Here is a 20,605-nt window from a genome sequence, read left to right as displayed (position 1 = left end):
TGCTCGATCAATCGTTGCATTGTCAAGAATTATAGGGCAACTTCCGCCGCCTTGCCTTGCCGTATTCGGCACGGGAGTCATGTCGGCGTGCCCAGCCGGGAGTTGACGGAAGCCCGACTACACCAACAGGGTGGCGCCCGCCCAGAGGATCAACAGGACCCCCAGCACGCGGCCCGCCCGCTCACCGCCCGGCAGGACCTTTTCAACGAAGACCATCAGCGAGAGCGCGGCGATCCAGACGATGTTCATGATGCCGCCGACGAACAGCAGCGCCATCAGCAGCCAGCAGCAGCCCACGCAGTAGGCGCCGTGGCGCAGGCCGAGCAGGAAGCTGCCGGCGGCGCCAGGACGCCAATGCGCGACCAGGAATGCGGCGGGCGCGCGGCACTGTGCCAGGCAGGCGCGCTTGAGCGGCGAAAACTGATAGACGCCCGCCGCCAGCAGCACGCCAGCGGAAAGGAGGGCACTCTTCGACCACAGCATCATGGCCGAAATGAGCCCGCTCGGCTGCAGCGCCAGCTGCAGCGATGCCGCGCCGACGGCGAACCCGAGCCATGCGGTGAGATAGCCGGCCAGCAGAAGCATCGACGTGGCCGCGGACCCGCCCGCGGCGGTGCCGTGATGCCGCAATACCCGCCGATACAGCAGGACGACGGGCGCCGCGCTGGGCGTCATCATGGCGATCATCATCACCCACCACATCAGGATAACGAGGGACAGCGGCGTGTCCATGCCTGCGATGCCACCCGGCAACCGATGCGGAAACAGCGTGACAGCCGTCATGTCGAGCGCGGACATGCCGGTGCCCGCCCCCGTCCACAGGTAGCCCCACGACAACGCGACAATGACGACGAGGCCGAGCGACGTGATGGCGCGCTCGCGTCCGAGGACGTTTTCGAGACGGCTCATGCGGCAGTGCGATGCCGGATCAGTCCCTTGTTGTTCATGTGCAATCGTGCGAATTGCGCGTAGGTGCCGTTGAGCTCGAGGGCGATATTGCCTTGCGAGCGGCTGGTACCGGAGCCGATCTCGGCAAGCTCGTACTCGAAGCCGTGCGGCAGATCGATGCGGACCCGATGATCGACGCCCGTTACCGGGTTGCGGATCGGTTCGCCGACGGTGTCGAACACGCCTTCGACATGGATGCGGCCGCGGCGGGCATCGACATCGACGTCGAAGTCGATCTTCGTGTAGATCGGATCGAAGACCTGCTCGAGCGTCGACGCGAATACCGCGAACATGGTCGCGAACGGCTCGGTGTCCTGCCCGGACATGATCTTCAGGAGGGCTTCGCGCTGCGCCGGGGTGGCCCGTTCGTCGACGATCGGCTGGCACTTTCCCCGCCCTTCGTGGATCGGGCCGGGCCACTGGAACACCACTGCGATGTTGAGGCCGTCGAGTCGCACGTCGCCGTAGTAGCCGTCGCTGATCGAGATCGCGCCCATGGCTTCGCAGAAGCCCTTGCTTGGCACCGCGTTGAATTGGCATGGGCAACCGTACGAGCAATTGCAGTTGATCAGCTCGGTGCCTTGGATTTCCCAGGGGGTCATGGCAGTCCTCCTTGCGCTTGACGTCTTGAGCGCCTGCTTATCGTCCCCGCACGATGGGCAGCCTGGCTTGAATCTAGTGTGCAGCAAGGGGAAGTCAAGACGGGCTCTGCGCCGGCACGTGCGTTCGCCTACCCACAACCATGTGATGTACCATCGCCGCAAACGGAGGTCGCCATGCCTGCAGCGATGCGGAAGTGCCTGTGGTGGTACAAGCTGTGCTGGGTCCTGGTCTGGCTGTGCGCCAGCGCCTTGCTGGTCGGTGCGCCGGCGCTGCTGGTGTCCGGCCTCTTCGTCGCCGCGGCAATGGCGGGCGGCGCTTCGGCGGCGTACCTGGAACAATGCCGGCCGACCATCGGCGCCGATTTCGTCTGGTTCGCCGCCTCGGTGGCGGTACTGCTGTTCCCGCTGGCGCTGGCGATCCACAGCGTGCGCGTCTGTCGCCTGAGCCGGGCGGACCGGGCGTGACGCCAGGCCCAGCCGATGTGCGTGGCGTATTACGACTACCACCGGATTCGCATGCGCTTGCCCGTCGCGCCAGGCTCTTGCTATTCAGGTTGAATACCCGCCTGCTTCACCAGATTCCCCCAGCGGTCCACCTCCGCGCGCAGCCGGTCGCCGAGCTGGGCGGGGGTCGACGCCTTGAGATCGATGCCCTGGCTGTCGAGCCGGGCTTTGGTCTGCGGACTCGCCAGCGCCGCGCGCACTTCGTCCGCAAGCCGGCTCACCACCGCGGTCGGGGTCCGCGCCGGCGCGACCAGGGCCCACCACTGGCTGACCTGCATGCCGGGCAGCCTGGCCTCGGCGGCGGTCGGCACGCCGGGCAGCGCGGCCACGCGCGCCGGGCCCGTCACCATCAGCGCCGAGATCTTGTTGCCGCCAAGCAGGCTGCTGCCGCTTGCCAGCGTCGCGAAATGGCCCTTGACCAGTTGCGCGGAGACATCGGTCAGTGCCGGCGCCGAGCCGCGGTACGGCACGGCGTCGACCGGGATCCCCGCCTGGCTTTCCAGCATCTTGGCGGCCAGATGGCTGATCGAGCCGTTGCCGCTGGTGGCCAGCTGCAGCGGCGTCCCCGCCTTGCGCGAGTCCGCCAGGAAGCGCTGGACCTCTCCGGCGCGATACTGCGTGCTGTCCGCGAACAGCACCAGCGGCGCCTCGCCCAGCATCGAGACCGGCGTGAAGTCGCGCAACACGTCGTACGGCATCTGGCGGAACACCGACGGCGCGACGGTGTGCGCCAGCTCGATCACGCCCAGGGTGTAGCCGTCCGGCGCCGACTTGGCCAGCGTGTCGGCGCCGATGCGGCCAGAGGCACCGGCGCGGTTGTCGACCACCACGGGCTGGCCCATCGATTCGCTCATGCGCTGCGCGACCGCTCGCGCCAGCGCATCGGTACTGCCGCCGGCGGCCCAGGGCACGATCAGCCGGATCGGCTTTTCCGGAAAGGCGGCCAGCGCCGGCTGCACTTGGGCCGCGAGGCAGCAGGTGATGGCAGTCAGCAGGTAACGCAGCTTCATGAGTATCTCCCCAAGGTGTTTGAATTCATGCCTGGCCCGGATCGCGGTCGCCGCGCGCGGTCAGCATCAGCATCACGGCTTCAGTCCGGCCGATGCGCCCGTCGGCGCGCAATGCCTGCGCCGCGGCAAGGCCCGCTCCGGCGCACAGTTCGACCCAGAATCCCGCGGCTGCGAGATGGCGGGTGCCGTCGCGTGCCGCCGCATCGTCGACGACCACCGCGCCGCCACCCGAGCGCGTGACGGCATGGACCTGCTGGGCGGTCACGGTGGAGCCCGCCGTGGAGAACTGCAGGGTCGTGCCGGCAAAATCAGACTGCTGCGACGCCCCGGCCAGCACCCGCGACAGCCGTGGAAACGGCTCGACCGCCCAGAGGCGCGGCAGTTTCGGCAGGTGCCCCAGCGCAACGAGGTCCCGCAGCGCGCTATAGATGCCCCACAACAGATCGCCGCGCGCGGTGGGCACGATGACATGGTCTGGCCGGCACCCTTGCGCCACCCACTCCAGCGCGACGGCCCGGTAGCCTTCCACCCCGAATACCGGGCTGCCGACCGCCGGCACGCTGTAGTTGGTCAGCGCGAAGGCACCGTCGTCCCGGACACGCCGGCGCACATGCGCCCAGCGCGCATGACCGTTATCGCAGACCACACGCCTTGCGCCGTAATGGCGCAACGCCGCGTCGAACACGGCGGGCAGGGACTGGTAGGTCGCGACTTCGCAGTCCAGCCCCGCGGCGGCGCAATAGGCGGCGGCCGAGACGGCGGCGTTGCCGCTGGAGGCCAGCACCAGCTCGCGCGCACCGATATCGACGGCCCGGCTGATGGCCTGCGCCGACATGCGGTCCTTGTGCGAGCCGGTCGGGTTCGCGCCTTCGTTCTTGATCCAGACCGCCCCCACGTCGGCCAGCGACGCCAGCGCCGGCACCGGGACGCATGGCGTGGCGCCCTCCCCCAGTGACACGCCGTCCAGGTAGGGCAGCCAATGGCCCCATGTATAACTTCCGCTTTTCGGTGCAAAATCCAGTGCCCCGGCCTCGTAGACCGCTTCAAGGCTGCTGGGACGACCGGCGGCCGCGCAGGCCGGGCAGCCTTCCGGCATGTCGCCGAGCGGATGGCGGGCGTCGCAGGTGATGCATCGCAGCACCTGCATTGCCGGGTTGATGAGCGGTTGGGTCGGAGGTGGAGTGCCGCTGGCGCGCATGGTAATGGCGGGAGTGAAAGTGGCTCGAGTCTATGCCAGGCCAGGACCCCGCGGTGCAGGCGTGCCGATGATCAACTTAAGCAAAACTTATAGGGTAGAGATGAAGACAGCCGCCGATGCACGCATCAGCGCCCGCCAGGTCGAGGTGTTCCGCATGGTCATGCGCCTGGGATCGGCCCGCCGCGCCGCCGAAGCGCTGCATATCAGCCAGCCGGCCGTGACACAGATCGTGTTGCAGCTTGAAAAGGCGGCGCGGCTAAGGCTGTTCGACCGCAGCAAGGGACGCATGGTGCCGACGCCCGAGGCGGCGTCCTTGATGGATGAAGTCGAACGGGTCTATGTCGGCCTCGACGCCGTGCAACGCCGGATCGATCAATTGCGTGCCCATGAGGACACGGTGCTGCGCGTGGGGGTGTTGCACGCCATGGCGTCGAGCGTGATGCCGGCGGCGGTGGCGGACTTCGTCCACCGCCATCCGCGCTTTCGTTGCCAGCTGGAAGTCGACAGCTCCCGCGGCCTGCGCGAGCGCTTGCTGCAGCGCGAACTCGATATCGCCTTCATGGGCGATGAAGCGGACACCAGCGGCCTGATCGCTTCCGAGTTCTACGCGGTGCAGGCCGTCTGCGTTGCGCCGGCGACGCACCCGTTCGCGGCGCGCGCGAAGGTCGGCATCGAGGACCTCGTCGACGTACCGCTGATTGGCCTGGACGCCGCGGATCCCGCGCAACGCCGGCTGCAGGCTTGCTTCGCCGAGCTCGGCATCGCGCCGCGCTTCGTCGCGACGACGCCGTACAGCCATACGCAATGCTCGCTGGCCCTGGCCGGTGCGGGCCTGGCGATCACCAATCCGCTGGTCGCCCGCACCTATGTGGCGCTCGGGCTGCGCAGCGTACCCCTGACCGCGCCGGTTCGCTTCCGCGCCATCCTGGCCTTCCATCCGAGCCTGGGCCAATCCACCGCGGCGCAGCAGTTCGTCAGCCTGTGCCGCCAGCGCCTGGCCGATCTGCAGTAATGGTCGTACGGCTGCGGCCGTTGCGTCAGACGGCGTGGCTGCCGCACTGCGCCTGCAGCCGCTCCGCCAGCTGCTCCAGTTCGGCGTGGATCGCTTGCCAGTCGGCGCCGACGGCGCCCAGCCCGGCCCGCCGCACGGTCTGTTCCAGCCAGCGACAGGCCTGGCTTTGCACCGGATGGCCCATCACCGACAGCGCGCCGGCCAGCCCATGCAGGCGCTGGACGAAGGTGTCGGCATCGCCGGCGCGCAGTGCCTCGGCCAGCGCGCGCTGGTCGCTGCGCAGCGCATCGGCATGCAGCACGGCGCCGCCGGCATGCCGCTCGGGCGGCGTACGCGCGGCCAGGCGCGTGCCGGAGAAATCCTCGAGCAGCTCGCGCAGCGTGGCCACGCCGACCGGCTTGGTCAGGCAGCGGTCGATGCCGGCGTGCCGGCAGCGCTCGGACACATCGGGTCCCACGCTCGCCGTGATGGCGACGATGGGCATGGCATGTCCCGCCTCGCGCAGGCGCCGCGCCAGCGTGAAGCCATCCATGCCCGGCATCTGCAGGTCGGTCAGGATCAGGTCGTAGTGCCGGCCCGAAGCCAGCGACAGGGCCTCGGGACCGTCTTGGGCCAGCTCGACCGATTGCCCCAGGCTTTCCAGCTGATCGCGCATCACCACCTGGTTGATGGGATGGTCTTCCACCAGCAGCAACGCCAGCTGCGCGTCGGGCGCCTCGGCGCCAGCCGGCGCCGGCGCGGGCACCGCCTCCACCTCCGCGCCGGCCGCGGCCGCGATGGCCGAGACCAGGCCCTGCCAGGCATAAGGCGAGGCCACCACGGGCGTCTGGGTCAGGTCCGGCGCGATCGGCGCCAGCGCGGATATCACCACATCGGCATCGGGGCAGCCCGACAGCGCGTCTTCGTCACAGACCAGCACGTCGACCGGCGTCACCGGGGGCGCGCCGGGATCGTACCTGACCGCGCGTGCGCCGTAGTACCGCAGCAGCTGCTCGACGCCCTGATAGAGCTCCTGCAAGGTGACGTTGAGGCCTACGGTCAGGCCGCGCAGCGCGGCCTGCGGCCAGGGCTCCGCGGGCGCCGGGATGCCGGAGGCGCCGGCCAGCGGCAGGCTGACGACAAAGCAGCTGCCCAGGCCCGGCTCGCTGACCACGCGGATCTCGCCGCGCATCAGCTCGACCAGCCGCCTGCAGATCGACAAGCCCAGTCCGGTGCCGCCATAGTGGCGCGTATCGGGCTGCTCGGCCTGCACGAACGGCTCGAACAGGCGGCGCTGGTCATGCGCCGCAATGCCGACGCCGGTATCGACCACGCGCATCTCGACGCCTTCGGCGCCACCGCCCTGGGCAGGCCGCATGCGCCTGGCCGTGACGATCACCTTGCCCTGTTCGGTGAACTTGACCGCATTGCTGACGAGGTTGTTCAGGATCTGCTCCAGCTTGACCACGTCGGCCATCACTGGTTCGGACAGCGACGGATCGATGACGCACAGCAGGCGCAGGTGCTTGCGCGCGGCTTCGGCGGCAAAGCCCCGGGTCACTTCCTCGACCACTTCGTCGAGCCGGCACGGCCGCGGCTGCAGCGACATCTGCCCGGCCTCGATCTTGCTGAAGTCGAGCACGTCGTTGATGATGTCGATCAGCGATTGCGAGGCGTGCTGCATCACGGCCAGCTGGTCGCGCTGGCGCGGCTCTAGCCGGGTCAGGCTCAGCAGTTCGATGCTGCCCAGCATGCCGTTGAGCGGCGTGCGGATTTCATGGCTCATGGTGGCCAGGAACGCAGACTTGGCCCGGTTGGCGGCATCCGCGGCGCGGATCGCCTGGCGCAGGCGCGCCTCGCCGCGCCGCGCCTCGGTGACGTCGTTGAGCGCGCACAGCAACGCCGCGCGGACCTCGTAGGTGATCTGCACCAGGCGAACTTCCAGGGAGCGCGTCTCGCCATTGCCGCAGGCCATGTCGACGTCGAAGCAAGGCAGCACCTGCGGCGGCCCTTCGGCGCCGGCATCGCCGCTGCCCAGGCGCGCTTCGCAGGCGTCCTGCAGCTGCGCCAGCCCGGCGGGCGTGGCCTGGTCGATCAGCGCCTGGGCCGCGGCATTGGCCAGCAGCACCCGGCGCGTGCTGCGCTCGACGATCATCAGGCCGACCCCCGCCACCTCGATCACGAAGCGGCCCAGCGCATCGCTCTCCTGCAGGCGCTGGGACTGGCGCTGCGCCGGACGCATGATGCGCCGGTCGATCAGCCAGATCCAGGCGAAGATCAGCAGCGACAGCGAACCGGTCAGCCCCAGCATCCACAAGGTGTTCGCCCGGAACTGCCGCCACACGCGGCCGACCTCGACCACCGCCACGGTGCGCCAGCCCCAGGCGTCGAGCGGATATTCGAGCACCACCTCATGCTGCAGCAGCCCGTGCCGCACCAGCGCTGATCGCACCGTGCCGGGCGGCGCACCGGGGGCAGCGAGGGCCGCGGCGACGGGCGCTTCGAGCGGGCCGGCCGGCATGCCGTCGGCACTCAGCACCATGCCGGAGTCGGTCAGCAGCAGGAAGTCGCCGTCCCCGGCCTGGCCGTCGGGCAGCATCGGTGACAGCGGGAACTCCATCGCCAGCACCGCGGCCGGCTCGCCGCCGTCCTGCACCAGGATGGCAAAGGTGACCGTGCGGATGCCGCTGACCCAGTCCTGCGCCGGTGGCAGCATCGCCGCCTGGCCCGGATGGGCGCGCAGGCGCGCCAGCAGCGCGTCGCTGCGCAGCCGCTGCAGGGTGTCGCGCAAGAGGGTCTGGCGCGCGTCATCGCGCTGCAGCAGCATGCGCGCCGGATTGAGCCGGCGCGGGATGACGTACAGCTGGTCGGCGTGCAGGTCGACCAGGTAGGCGTTCTGCACCTCGCGGTATTGCAGGTTGTTGACGCGGAAGGTGAACGTCATCACGTCGGCCAGGTCCTTCAGCCCCTTGCGCGGCAGGCTGGTGCTCGCGGGCGGGACCAGCAATGCGATATAGGGCCGGTCGCCGCGGCGCTGCAGGCGCTCGGTCCATTGCGCGTCGCGGACGCCCGCGACATCGTCGGCCAGGCCGATATCGGACAGCCGCGACAACGATCCCTGCGCGCGCACGGTCAGCGCCTCGGCCCGGTGCAGCGTCGACTGGAGTTCTTCGGACTGCGCGCGCAGCACCATGCCCTGCCGGTCGATCGCCTCGCGCAGGCGGTAATGGAGCAGCACGCCCCAGGACAGTACGGTCAGGCCCACCACGCAGGCCGAGAACAGATAAACCAGATAGCGGATCTGGCGAATGCTCAACGGCAATGCGGCGCTGCTGTCGGCCGGCATCAGCCTTTTCATTGCTTACCTCGTAATCACGTCGACCGGCCCGGGCGCGCGCTGTGCGGGGCGACTCACAACATGCCGCGCTGGATGGCAAAGGCGGCGAGCTCGACGTCGTTGTCGGCGCCGACCTTGCGCATGACGCTCTGCTTCTGCGTACTGATGGTCTTGACGGTGCGCCCCGTGCGCACCGCGATTTCGGTCACGGACAAGCCGGACAGATAGAGCCGCAGCACTTCGCTTTCGCGGGTGGTGAGCAGCTCTGCCCAATCGTCGCAGTCGCCCAGGCCGCGGCAGCGCCGGCCCCAGATCAGGTCACAGGCGATGTCAGAGACCGAGGCAAGTTCCAGGTGTGCCATCCGCACCGCCTTCACGACCTCGTCGGCGTGGTCGCGGGCGGTGACGACATTGCGGCAGCCATCCTTGATCAGTTGCAGCACGCCGGCGCGGTCCGCGATATTGGCGATGGCGACCACGCGTTGCCGCCCCAGCGCGGCCAGCCGCGCGCCGAGGCGGGCATAGCTGCCAGCACGCGCATCGTTGTCGTTGCCGAGCGGGAACCGCAGCGCCACCACATCGCAAACGCCTTGGCCCAGCGCCTGCACCAGGCCGCGCTCGTCCGCCACCAGGCCGGCCAGTTCGATGCAGGCGCTGGCCGCGAGCCGCCGGCCCAACAATCGCCGCATGCCAGGTTGCGAGTCCGCGACGATCACCCGGATTTTTTCCATGACCGCTTTACGCTCCAGCGTTGTCCCGGTCTCAGGATGGACCATGCGCCTGGCTTTCGAAATCAGCCAAGCCTGAAATGTCTGCGGTATTTTCTGATCAGCGCCGGCCGAGCGCACACGCGGTCGGGCGCAGGCCGGCAATCACGGCACCGGTCAGCACGCGCGCGGAAATCGGCGGTGAAGGAGAGAGGAAAGAAGGTGGAAACCCGGCAGCCCACGCAGCCGCGGCTCCTACGCGGCTCCTACGCGGCTACCACGCGGCTACCACGCGGCTACCACGCGGCCGCGATTATCACGCGCCGCCAAGCAGGCCGTTGGTGCGGGCATATTCGTAAAGCTCATAATCGTTTGCCAGGCCCAGCTTCTTCATGGCAATGCTTTTTTGCGCGCTGATGGTCTTGCTGCTGCGATTGGCCTGGCGCGCAATCTCGATGACCGGCACGCCGGCCGCGCATTGCCGGATCACTTCGAGTTCCCGCCGCGTAAGGAGCGGGCGGCGCGACGGCTCATCGAGCCCGCCCGCGGCGAGGATGGCGCGCACCGACGCCGGCTGGTAGCTCAAGCCGCTGAACGCGGCGCGCACCGCGGGAATCAGTTCCTGGACCGGATCGGTCTTGTTGAGGATCACCGAAATGCCGACCTTCTGGATATTGCGGATCAGCGCCGGATTATCCAGCATGGTCATGACCACGATGCGCGTGGTGGGATAGCGGCGCCGCAACATCTGCAGCATCGGCAGGCCGTCGCCAAACTGCCCGCCGGGCATCGAATAATCGGTGACGATGACGTCGCAGTCGGTGCTTTCGAGCAACGCCACCAGCTGCGTCGAATTGGTGGCGCTGCCCACGACCTGCATGCCTACCTCGAGCGCCAGCACGCGACTCATTCCGTCCAGCACCACGGGGTGGTCATCGGCGATGATTATTTTGATCATTCTTACCCCCTGATTTTTCGGTTCCGTGACTAGGCGCGATGCGCCGCCGGAACTGAGCCGGTATTCAATACCGGTCATCTTCGCTGACTTGAATATTAGGAGTCTTCCGAAAAACCCGAATTAAGGTATTCCTTAAATAGTACTCCGCCAATCGCCGGGAAGGCCGCTCTGGCCGCTGTTCTTGTTGCCGTTCTGGCTGCCTGTCTGGTGACATGGCGGATCGTCGGTTCCGTCAAAGTACGCTGCAAGGTACAAGGCGAGGTTGTCGACATGGGCCTGCACGGCCTCCTGCGCCTGGGCCACCTCCAGTTCGAGTTCCCGGCACAGCACTACGATTTCTTCGCCGTCTTCGGCCAGCGCCATGGCGCCGCGCATGCGATGCGCGTGATGGCGGATCGCCTTCCATTCCCCACTGCGCGCGGCGGCGGACAGCGCCGCGAAATCTTCGCGCATGGTATGCGCCAGCAGCGCCACGCCGGCGGCGCTGTCCGGGGGCCGCGGCAAGCCGGCTTCGTCGTCGGCTGATTGCGCCGGCCCGGCTGCATGCGCCGGCAGCACCGCCCGCAGGCACTCGGCCAGGGGGCCGAGCAAGACCGGCTTGGACAGGTATCGATCCATGCCGGCTTCCAGGCAGCGCTCCGCCTCGCCTTGCGCGATGCTCGCGGTCAGCCCGACGATCGGCACGCTTACCCCTTGCGCGCGCAGCCTGCGGCTGAGTTCGTTGCCGTCCATGCCGGGCATGTGGACATCGGTCAGCACGAGATCAAACCCGCGCTGCTGCCACAGCGCCAGCGCTTCTTCGCCACCGCTCGCCAGCGTGGCGCGGCAGCCCAGGCGGCCGAGCTGCTGCTGCATCAACAGCCGGTTGTAGGGATGGTCGTCGACCACCAGGATCTCCAGGCCCAGCTGCGGCACGGGATCGGCTGCCGTCGCCACCGGCGACGCGCTTGCCGGCGTCATGCCAGCGGCCCGGCACAGCGCGCGCAGGATGCCGGCCTGGTGATAGGCGTTGACCACCCAGCTGCCGCCGGCGAGCTGCGGCTCGGCCGGGCCATCGGCGCGTCCGAACACCACGCCGGCATAGCCCTGCGGGATGGCGGCGATACGGCGGGTGGCGACGAACAGCACCATGCCGGGTTGCGGCGCCGGCCCTTCGCAGGCGATCGCGTCGCAGCCGGTCGCGCGCAGCGCGGCGATGGCATGGTTGCGGATCTCGTCATCTTCGGTCAGCACGGCCACCGGCGGCAGCACCGGCTCCAGCGCCGCGCGCGGCCCCGCCTGCGGCAGCCGCAGCAAGACCCGGAACACGCTGCCCTTGCCGGGCTCGCTGTGCACGGCAACGCTGCCATCCATCAGCGCCGCCAGCCGCCGGCAGATCGACAAGCCCAGGCCCGTCCCGCCATACCGCCTGGCGGTGGACGGGTCGGCCTGCACGAAGGGCTCGAACAGCTTGTCCTGTACCTCGGGCGCGATGCCCGGCCCGGTGTCCGCCACCTCGAGCTGGATCGTGATCCTGCCGGCCGTGTCGGTAGCCTCCGGCACAGCGGTTCCCGCGCCGCGCGGCGCACGCCCCAGGCGCACGATGACATGGCCTGTGGCGGTGAACTTCAGCGCATTGCCGAGCAGGTTGCCGATGATCTGGCGCACCCGCACCGGGTCGCCGGCCAGGCACGGCAGGCTCGGCTCCGGATAGCACGACAGCACAAGCCCCTTTTGCAGCGCGATCGGCGCGTGCGCCCGCACTGTCGACTCGAGCAGGTCGACCGGATCGAACGGCACGCTGTCCAGATGCATCTGGCCCGCTTCGGCGCGCGAGTAGTCAAGCAGGTCGTCCAGGATCTGCAGCAGCACCTGTGACGAAGACTGGATGGTCGACAGCATCTCGCGCTGGCTGTGCGCGAGGCTGGTCAGCGACAGCAGTTCCAGCGTGCCCAGCATGCCGTACAACGGCGTGCGGATTTCATGGCTCATGGTGGCCAGGAAGCGCAATCTGGCGGCCCCGGCCTCGTCGGCAAGCTGGCGCGCGCGGGCCAGCTTGCGGTGCGCCTCGCGTTCTTCGGTGACGTCATGGATCGCGCACAGCAGCACGTCTTCGCCTTCGAAGCGGGTACGGCAGCCGACCACCAGCACGTCGCGCGCGCCATCGGCGCCCGCCGGCACCCGCACCTCCAGCCGCACGGGCGTTTCGCCGCGCCGCGCCAGGATCGCGTCCAGCCATGGCCGGCCTTGCGTGCGCGCATCGAGCGGCAGCCATTGCGCAGCCAGTGCGTTCTCGGCGCGCACATGCGCGTCGGCGGTACGCACCACGCGCAGGCCCACCGGCGCGGCCTGCATCACGGTGCGGTTGAAGCGCTCGCTGTCCTCGATGCGCTCGGCGTTGCGCTGCATCGGCACCAGCACCCGGCGCCGCACCATATGCGCGCCTTGCAGCACCGCGGCGACGCCGAGCGCGTAGAGCAGCAGCGCCGCCGCCAGCGCCACCCCGTGGTCGGCCAGGCCTTGCGACAGCGGGTAGGCATAGACCGCGCGCCAGCCCTGGTCGCGCGCCAGGCTGCCGATCATCAGGCTGCCTTGCTCGAACCAGAAGGCCACGCCCAGCTCGCCGGCTGCCAGCTCGCGCGCGATCCGCTCGCTCAGGGCCTGGGTGCGCAACCAGCCGGCATCGCGGCCCTGGAACAGCAGCTTGCCACGCTCATCGAACAACACCGCGCGCCTGCCCGATCCCCGCTGCGCCGCTTGCGTGGCGCCCGACTGGCCGACGTCGCCCATCAGGGCGTGGATCGGAATGGCGGTGGCGGTATAGCCGAGCAGCGCTCCCGTGGCGTTGCGAACGGGCAGGAAACAGCTCAGCATCGGTTCCTCACCGATCAGGCCCGCGTAGGGGCCGGCCCACAGCGGCGTGCCTGCCGGCGTAGCGGCCCGCGCCTCGCGCGACCGGCGCGCCAGCGCCTTGGCCCAGTTGCTGACGGCATCGGCAACCAGCGGCCCGCTCAGCGGCTGCGCCGCCGGCAGCGCGGGGGTCACCAGCGCCTCGCTGCCGTCCGCCATCAGAAACACCGAGCGCACGCCCTGCGGCGCCGTGCCCCAGTACGCGCGCTCGAACATGGCAAAGCGGATGATGTGCGACACCGCCGCGGAGCGGTCCGCGCCCGGCACCGGCGCGCCGCGCAACAGGGTGGCGGGATTGATCAGCCCGGGCAATTCGACCGCGCGCGCACTGCCCGCAGGCACGGCCATCAGCATGGCTTCAAGCTGGGTTGCGGGCCGGTCGCTGCGCACCAGCCGGTATTCGGGCCCGGTGATCTCGGCCATGCGCCGGATAAAGTACTCGTGGGTAGCCTTGGCCGCCAGCACGGCGCCAAAGTGCTGGCGCGCGGCCCATGCCTGCTCCCAGACGACGCGCTCGAACCGGCTGTGCAGAAACAAGGCGAGGCAGCCGCTGATGACCACGATCAGCAGGGCGGCAACGACGGCGAGAAGGCGACCGGGAAACTGCCTGTTTGCGCGAGACAGCCAATTGGGCATTGGCGAAGCTCCTTCTCAGCAACCTGCCTGACGTCGCTCGGGAAGCGGGCCTCGCCCGTGCCCGATGGCTGGGGAATTGCCTAGGGATTATGCATCAACATGGCGGCGCTTCCCGGCCCGCCGCCATGTCGCGGCGGCTGGCGGACCATGGCCGATGTCATCCCCGGCTTAGCGCGCCGCCGATGCCCCGCATTCCGCGTCAAGCACCGCCAGCGCGTTGGCCGGGCGCGCCGTTTCCGGCGGGAGCGCATAGCGCAGTGCGCACGAGGATTTCGCATCGCTGCCCCATTTGACCAGCAGTTCGCCGCTGTCCTGCTTCAGCCCGCGCACGATGATGCGTCCGCCCTGCCCCACGGTGCCGACCGCCTGGCCCTGCGCGTCCGTGACCTAGGCCCCGAACGGCAGCGGCGCCCCATCCGGGCCCATGGCACGCAGGATCGCGGCGCGCCCGGGGTTGTCGGTCTCGAACTTCATCTTCACGATGGCGCCCGCGGTGGGTGCCGTGTTCTGCTGCGTGGTCTTCAGCGCCACGCTGATGGGCAGCCCCTTGGGATCGATCTCGATCTGGTTGCGGGAGAACGGGGTCAGGCTCGGCACGAGGGCGTGGCCCCACGGGTCCACCCGCAGGCCGCTGCCATTGGCCACGCGCGCGCCCGCGGCGTCGGCGGCCTCGACAATGGCCATGGTGTCGCCGGGCATCGGCGTGAATGCCACCCCGCCGGCATAGGCAACGATGCCGCCGCTGATGCCGAAACCGGCCTGCGAGTAATTGCGCCCCTTGCTGGCGCTGGCGGTGACCGTGGCGAAGGGCGACACATAGCCGACGTTGGCGCCGGCCATGGCGGTGTCGGTGCTGTTGCCGCCGCCGGTGTAGCCGGCATTGACGCCGTAGGTGAAGGCGTTGTCATCGCCGAGCGTGCCGGTCACCGATTCCTGCAGCGAGGTGCCGCCAGTGGAGTCGTGGGACAGGCTGGTCATCGAGTACGGCGCATGCTGGCCCCGGCCCAGCGGAATGCCCACCGTGAGCATCACCCGGTTATCCCATTTGCCGGCGTTGACGTTGAACTGGCGCGATGCCGAGATGCCGTAGTTGATGCGCTTGTAGCTGTTGTTGTAGCCCGCCTGGAACTGGGTGTCGCTACCGCTGCGGTTCCAGTAGTTCTGCGTGGATCCGGTCAGGTAGAACGAGCCGTAGCCCTGCGGCAGCATCTGGTTGATGGTCATCTGCAGCCGCCCGCGCTGGATCCCGCCCATGAACATGCCCGCGGCCATGCCGCGCTGTTCGAGGTCGCGCAGCGCCATGGCATCGGCCATGCCGAGGTAGCCGCTGCTGGAATAACGGTAGGCAGCCAGCGTCAGGTTGGTGTTGGTCGGCGCCACCAGCTTGCTGTAAGACAGCCGCAGGCTCTGGCCGCTGCGGTTGCCGGCGTCCAGGGTGGTCCAGGCCTGCGTGATGTCGGCACCGAAGGCGCCCAGGTCGGTGTTCAGCGCTCCGCCGCCGAGCACCGCGGTGTAGTCCTGCGCCACGATAAAGCCGCCGTAGCCCGTCACCATATTGCTGATGCCGTGCTGGACCGTGGCCTGCATCATCATCGGCCGGCTATGGAGCGCGACATTGCGGTACTGCCCCACGGTAAGGCTGTAGCGCGTGATGCCCGGACGCAGCGCATTGACGGCCGCGGCAAAGGGCAGGCGCGAGGTGCGCACGCTGCCGTCAGCTTCGGTGATCACCAGTTCCAGGTCGCCGCCATAGCCGGTCGGATACAGGTCGGTGATCTCGAACGCGCCTGGCGCGACCGTGGTTTCGTAGATGATGTTGCCGCCCTGGCGCACCTGCACCCGGGCATTGCTGTTGGCAATGCCGCGCACCACCGGTGCATAGCCGCGTTGCGATTCCGGATACATGCGGTCGTCGCTGGCGACCTGCACGCCGCGAAACCCGAAGCTGTCGAACAGGGCCCCGTCCGTATAGGCCTCGCCGATCACCAGCTGGCTGCGGATCGGCGCCAGCGAGCGCTGCAGGCTGGTCTGCACGCTCTGGTAGCGGCTGCCTTCGAGGTCGCCATGGGTCAGGTTGCCGACATGGCGGAAGCGCCAGCCACCGAAGTTGAAGCCGGCGTTCAGCCCGACGTAGCTCTGCGTGGTCGACAGCCCGCCCGCATCCGAATGGTAGACGTTGGCGTTGTACTGCAGCCGCGCCGCGGTGACGCCTTCGTCCCAGTACTTGGGATCGACATAACCGCGCGCGGTGCGCGACATGGCAATCTGCGGTACCGACACATCGAGCCGTTGCTCGCCGTTGTCGAAACTGGCGCTGGCATCGGCCACCAGCTCGGGCAGCGCCACGCAGCCCGCCACCAGCTTCGCCGTGGCCTCCGGCGACAGCTTCGCCAGGTCGATGCCGATGCGCTCGACCGCGGCGCGGTCGAAGCAGGGCTGCACATTGCGGGAGTCGTCGCCGACCTGGCGCAGCGTCGCCTCGGTCCGCCCCAGCCAGACCTCGTTCACGTAGAGTTCTGCGCGATAGGTGCCCGGCAAGGCCACGTTGCCCTTGTTGAAGCGGCTGACGTCGATGCGCACCCCGCCCGGCTGCTGCAGGAAGGTGTCGTTGAACTCGACTTCGGCAACCAGCGCGGAAGCGGCGGAAGCGCCGGACGCTCCCCACGCATTCACGCTGGCAAACAGGGACAACACCACCGCGCTGGCCGGACGCAGCCGCGACGGGAACGACGAGGTCTTCTGGGTTTTCATGGTCTATGCCGGATATCTGGCACTGCGCGGGCAAGACTTGCCCCTGCCGCCTGCGCGGCATCGTCAATCGAAGGCAATCAGCCTGGAGGATCGCCGGGCGGCGCCCGGCGCTAGCTCAGCGCAAACTTCAGCGCGAAGCTCAGCGGGAAGTGCAGCGCTAAAGGGCCTGGGCGGAGCCGCTGTCGAGCGCGGCTTCGCCGCGTGCGGAGCCGCCGTAATCGTTGATGGTGTTGAAGCGGACCCTGGCGTCGGGGCCTTGCGCCACGTCGCCGGTCAGCGCAAAGCTCCTGGTTTCGCCCGGCCCGATCATGCCGCCTTCTTCAAAGCGGGCGGTCTTGCCGCCCCCGACCAGTTCGATCCTGGAGAAGGAAACGTGATACGCGCTCGGGTTGCGGCCTTCCAGCGCTGGCTTGCCGCCGGACTGGACCACGCGCCAGCGGATCATGGCCGGAGCCTCGTCCGCCGTGCCCTTCAGGCCGGCAGGACGGAAGAACAGCTTGATGCGCGATCGAAAGGCCAGTTGCAGCTTGTTGGCATCGGCCTGATCCGCGCCCGGCTTGGGCGGGATTTCCAGCACGTTGAGCCAGAACACGGTTTCGCGGTCCTGCGCCAGCGGCTCGCCGGTGTAGAGAATGCGCAGCGTCTGGCCCTTGCCCGGGTCGATGCGCGACACCGGCGGCGTCACGGTGAACGGCACCTCGATGGCGGCGGGCGCGGCCTTGGGATCGCCCTTGTCGATCCACGCCTGCGTCAATGCAGGCGTCTTGCCTTCGTTGGTCAGCTTGATGGTGGTCTCGCTCTCCTGCGCGCGATAGATGACCCGCGTACCGGCGATGACCACGGAGGCCTGCGCTTGCACTGCACTCAGGAGCCCCAGCGCAACAACGCCGGCGGAAATCAGGGACTTGATCGTCATGTTCTTGCTGGCAGCGGACGCCAGCTCGGGTGAACCGGCAGCCGGATGGGCCGCCAAATTGGTTTACCGGCGCGACGTCAGGCAAGGCAAGGCGCGGAGCGCGCCGGTATCACGCTCCGCGCCTGGGGCAAAAGGCTTACTCGTAGGCGATCGAGTACATCACCCTGGAATTGGCGGCGCCGGCAGTGGCCTGGCCGGTGGCGTAGTACTGCGCGTAGTACCACAGCGTAGCCGCGCCGTTGGTGATGGGAACAGAGTTCGAGCCCTGCGCCGCATCGGTGAAGCCGGCCTTGATCGGGGTGTTGGCGGTGCCGCCGTTCAGCAGGCGGATCTGCACGTTCTGGGCGCCGCCTGCGTCGAGAATCAGGTTGCCGGTGGTGGCGTCGGTGGTCGGGCCGGCTTCGAAGAACGTATGCACGTTGCCGCTGCCCGGCGTGCAGTTGGTCAGCGCAATGTTGAAGGGCGTCTGACCAGCAACATTGCCGGGCGCATTCAGGGTCGAGGTCGAGACCGTCGGCAACTGCACGGTAAAGTCGTGGGAGTTGGTGCCATTGCCGTTGATGGTGCAGGTCTGGGCGGTGATGTTGCCATTGAAAGTGATGGTGCCATCGGCAGCATGGGCGAACTGCGCGCCCATGGCGGTACCGGCAACGATCAGAGCGGCGAGAAGCTTGTTATTGGTCATGATGGGTGATTCAGAGGTTGGTAGGTCAATGGCTTGCGGATCCGGCGGATCCCGCCCTGCCCCGTGCCGCGTGCAACCGCCAATCAGCTTGTGCAGTTGCCGGCCGCCCCGGGGACAAGTGGAATATAGGGATGGGGCTTAATGCCACCAATCAGGCAAGCCTTAGATCTTGTTCGGAATTTTCCCTTCGACAGGCCAGGTCACGCCATGATGCGTTGACACCACCAGGGGCCCGCGTGGAAAACGGCCGGCCTCCTGCAAGCCGCCCTGTTGCGGGGCCGCCGCTGCGCGCGTCAGGGCAGGCGCGGCAGGTGCACCGATACCGCCAGCCCGCGCGGCTGGGCATTGCGGGCGGATACCGTGCCGCCATGCGCGGCGATACCCGCATGCGCGATGCTGAGCCCGAGCCCGGCGCCGGCCGGATGGCCCGGGCCGCTGCGCACACGGTAGAACGGCTCGAACAGGCTTGCCAGCGCTTCGGCCGGCACGCCGGGGCCACCGTCGACGATATCGAGGCGGATCTCGTGCGCGTCGGCCTGCAACGTCACGTTCACCGGCGCGTCCGGGTCGTTGTAGCGGACGGCGTTGCGCAGGATATTCTCGATGGCGCTTCCCAGCGCCGCGGCTTCGGCGTCGAAGATCAGTTCCTCCGGCGCGGTCCAGTGGATCGCCACGCCGCGGGCCGCGGCCTCGAAGCGGGCATCGGCGACGATCACGTCGACCAGTCCGGCGAGGTCGATGGGACTGCGCACCGGCGCCATCGCATGCAGCCGTGCCAGCTGCAGGGTGCGCTCGACCAGGGCATCGAGCCGCTCGGTCTCGCGCTCGATGCGATCGAACTGCAGCCCAAGCGTGGCATCGCGGCGGCGCGCCAGCTCCAGCGACAGGCGCAGCCGCCCCAGCGGCGAGCGCAGCTCATGCGCAATATTGCGCAGCAGCTGCTCGCGCCAGTCCACCAGGCGCTGCAGCTGGTCGGCCATGGCGTCGAAGTCTCGCGCCAGTTGCCCAAGCTCGTCGGCGCGGCGGGCCAGCACCGGCGGCGTGCGCGTGGCCAGCGCGCCGTCGGCGAGCGCCTGCGTCGCTTCGCGCAGGCGCTGCAGCGGGCCGGTCACGTGCCGCGTCAGGGCCCAGCACAGCGGCGCCGACACCGCCAGCGCAAACAGGCCAAGCGCCAGCGCCACCGGCGACAGCCGCAGCACTTCCCAGCGCGACGAATCGAACGGCAGGAACAGCAGCAGCACCTCGCCGCCGTCCGGCAGCGCGATCGGTTGCGGGTCCCACCATGACACCCGTGCGCCGGGCCGCGGCACATGCGCGACCGCATGGCCGATCATGCCCGCGCGCCACATCGGCACGATGCGGTCGGCAAGATGGTTGCGCAGCCGCGCCGGCAACTGCCGGCCGAGCATGTCGTGCAGCGCGTGGTCGACGATATAGACGTCCAGCGCCGAGGCATGCGAATCCATCGCCCGCAGCCAGCGCCGCAGTCCGGGACGCCCCTGGGTCTGCGCCACCGCGAGCGCGTCTTCGGTCAGCGCGGCGGGGCTCAGGCCGTCGAGCGCCTCGAAGCGGTACCAGGCCACCGCCACCGTCAGCGCCATGCCGATGCCGACGATCGCGGCCATGCCCAGCCAGAACGCCAGGAAGTTGCGCCAGAACAGCGGCAGCGGCAACAGCGCGCGCACGCGGCGCCAGCCGTTCACGGCACCTGCACCAGCAGGTAGCCCTGGCCGCGCAGGTTGCGGATCCGCAGCGGCGACGACGCGCCGTCCAACGCCAGCTTGCGGCGCAGCGCGCTGACGTGGGTGTCGAGGCTGCGGTCGTACCGCTCGGGAGCGCGTCCCAGCGCGAAGCACCCGATTTCCTCGCGCGTCACCACCCGGCCCGCCGAGCGCATCAGGATTTCCAGCACGCGTTGCTCGGCGCCGGTCAGCGTGGCCTGCGCCGCTCCGTGCATGGCTTCGCCCGAGGCCAGGTTCAGCCGCAGCGCGCCGGCCTCCAGCCAGGGGCTGGCGCCGGCGGCCGGCGCGGCGCAGCGGAACCGGCGCAGCACCGCGTGCATGCGCGCGCGCAGTTCGCGCGGGCTGAAGGGCTTGCTCAGGTAATCGTCGGCACCGAGTTCCAGCCCGAGCACGCGGTCGGTCTCGTCGCCATGGGCGGTGAACATGATCACCGGGCGCTGCGAGCGCGCGCGGTGCAGGCGCAGCAGTTCCAGCCCGTTGCCGTCGGGCAGCATCAGGTCCAGCAGCGCGACGTCGTAGTCATTGCGGGCGAGCAGGGTTTCGCCCTGCTCGCGGGTGTGCGCGAGCGTGACGGTGCAGTGGTCGGGCTCGAGGTATTCGCGCAGCATCTGCGCCAGTTCCAGGTCGTCGTCGATCAGCAGCACGCGCGCGGGCGGCGTGTGAGAGCACATCAGCATGCAGCTTGCCGGGGCCCTGGCGGGCGAGGAGCTGGCCGCCGGCCCCCGGTTCCG

15 protein-coding genes and 1 pseudogene are annotated in these 20,605 nt (G+C 69.0%); 2 read left to right on the top strand and 14 right to left on the bottom strand.

The genetic code is table 11. The features are described from left to right. Positions 1 to 117: 117 nt before the first annotated feature. The gene (locus A3AG_RS0126575; RefSeq protein WP_018008327.1) at positions 118 to 909 is read right to left on the bottom strand and encodes a DUF2182 domain-containing protein; all 792 of its coding nucleotides are present in this window, start codon (positions 907 to 909) and stop codon (positions 118 to 120) included. Next, positions 906 to 1,550: a DUF1326 domain-containing protein gene (locus A3AG_RS0126570; protein ID WP_018008326.1), complete on the bottom strand. Its 645-nt coding sequence runs from the start codon at positions 1,548 to 1,550 to the stop codon at positions 906 to 908. The genes A3AG_RS0126575 and A3AG_RS0126570 overlap by 4 nt, the downstream gene beginning before the upstream one ends. Positions 1,551 to 1,724: 174 nt before the next feature. Between A3AG_RS0126570 and A3AG_RS0126565 the strand changes: the two genes are divergently transcribed. Further along, complete coding sequence (locus A3AG_RS0126565) at positions 1,725 to 2,015, top strand: hypothetical protein (protein ID WP_145987518.1); 291 nt, start codon at positions 1,725 to 1,727, stop codon at positions 2,013 to 2,015. 80 nt (positions 2,016 to 2,095) lie between these two features. On the opposite strand, the gene A3AG_RS0126560 is transcribed toward A3AG_RS0126565, so the two are convergent. Together A3AG_RS0126560 and A3AG_RS0126555 are read right to left on the bottom strand one after the other, a co-directional pair. After that, complete coding sequence (locus tag A3AG_RS0126560; protein WP_018008324.1) at positions 2,096 to 3,064, bottom strand: tripartite tricarboxylate transporter substrate binding protein; 969 nt, start codon at positions 3,062 to 3,064, stop codon at positions 2,096 to 2,098. Positions 3,065 to 3,089: 25 nt separating this feature from the next. After that, positions 3,090 to 4,262, bottom strand: a complete 1,173-nt coding sequence (locus A3AG_RS0126555; RefSeq protein WP_026164494.1) for a pyridoxal-phosphate dependent enzyme — start codon at positions 4,260 to 4,262, stop codon at positions 3,090 to 3,092. 67 nt (positions 4,263 to 4,329) lie between these two features. Between A3AG_RS0126555 and A3AG_RS0126550 the strand changes: the two genes are divergently transcribed. After that, on the top strand, positions 4,330 to 5,274 hold the full coding sequence (locus A3AG_RS0126550) for a LysR family transcriptional regulator (RefSeq protein WP_240619984.1): 945 nt from the start codon (positions 4,330 to 4,332) through the stop codon (positions 5,272 to 5,274). A 25-nt stretch (positions 5,275 to 5,299) separates the two neighbouring features. Here the strand turns inward: A3AG_RS0126550 and A3AG_RS0126545 are convergent, their stop codons facing one another. The 10 genes and pseudogenes from A3AG_RS0126545 to A3AG_RS0126505 form a co-directional block, all read right to left on the bottom strand. Next, positions 5,300 to 8,611 carry a hybrid sensor histidine kinase/response regulator gene (locus A3AG_RS0126545; protein WP_026164493.1) on the bottom strand — a complete coding sequence of 1,104 codons (3,312 nt, stop codon included), beginning with the start codon at positions 8,609 to 8,611 and terminating at the stop codon, positions 5,300 to 5,302. A gap of 53 nt (positions 8,612 to 8,664) precedes the next feature. Next, complete coding sequence (locus tag A3AG_RS0126540) at positions 8,665 to 9,366, bottom strand: response regulator transcription factor (protein WP_240619973.1); 702 nt, start codon at positions 9,364 to 9,366, stop codon at positions 8,665 to 8,667. Positions 9,367 to 9,613: 247 nt separating this feature from the next. Beyond that, complete coding sequence (locus tag A3AG_RS0126535; protein WP_018008319.1) at positions 9,614 to 10,255, bottom strand: response regulator; 642 nt, start codon at positions 10,253 to 10,255, stop codon at positions 9,614 to 9,616. A 132-nt stretch (positions 10,256 to 10,387) separates the two neighbouring features. After that, on the bottom strand, positions 10,388 to 13,780 hold the full coding sequence (locus tag A3AG_RS0126530) for an ATP-binding protein (protein WP_018008318.1): 3,393 nt from the start codon (positions 13,778 to 13,780) through the stop codon (positions 10,388 to 10,390). Positions 13,781 to 13,948: 168 nt separating this feature from the next. Then, positions 13,949 to 14,155 (bottom strand): annotated as a pseudogene (locus tag A3AG_RS34900) (FimD/PapC C-terminal domain-containing protein); the annotation flags it as partial. Positions 14,156 to 14,167: 12 nt separating this feature from the next. Then, positions 14,168 to 16,531, bottom strand: a complete 2,364-nt coding sequence (locus tag A3AG_RS32050; protein ID WP_018008316.1) for a fimbria/pilus outer membrane usher protein — start codon at positions 16,529 to 16,531, stop codon at positions 14,168 to 14,170. A gap of 157 nt (positions 16,532 to 16,688) precedes the next feature. Then, the gene (locus A3AG_RS0126520; RefSeq protein WP_018008315.1) at positions 16,689 to 17,447 is read right to left on the bottom strand and encodes a fimbria/pilus periplasmic chaperone; all 759 of its coding nucleotides are present in this window, start codon (positions 17,445 to 17,447) and stop codon (positions 16,689 to 16,691) included. Between the two features lie 136 nt (positions 17,448 to 17,583). Next, positions 17,584 to 18,132, bottom strand: a complete 549-nt coding sequence (locus A3AG_RS0126515) for a fimbrial protein (protein WP_018008314.1) — start codon at positions 18,130 to 18,132, stop codon at positions 17,584 to 17,586. Positions 18,133 to 18,425: 293 nt separating this feature from the next. Then, entirely contained in the window at positions 18,426 to 19,835 is a 1,410-nt protein-coding gene (locus tag A3AG_RS0126510) for a sensor histidine kinase (protein WP_018008313.1), read from the bottom strand. Next, positions 19,832 to 20,551 (bottom strand): response regulator transcription factor, encoded by a 720-nt coding sequence (locus A3AG_RS0126505; RefSeq protein WP_018008312.1) that lies wholly within the window; start codon positions 20,549 to 20,551, stop codon positions 19,832 to 19,834. The genes A3AG_RS0126510 and A3AG_RS0126505 overlap by 4 nt, the downstream gene beginning before the upstream one ends. Positions 20,552 to 20,605 lie beyond the last annotated feature (54 nt).

This window comes from Cupriavidus neocaledonicus (assembly GCF_000372525.1).
GTDB lineage: Bacteria > Pseudomonadota > Gammaproteobacteria > Burkholderiales > Burkholderiaceae > Cupriavidus > Cupriavidus neocaledonicus.
The sequence above is the reverse complement of the archived record's forward strand: the minus strand, read 5'-3'. Positions and strand labels throughout refer to the sequence as shown.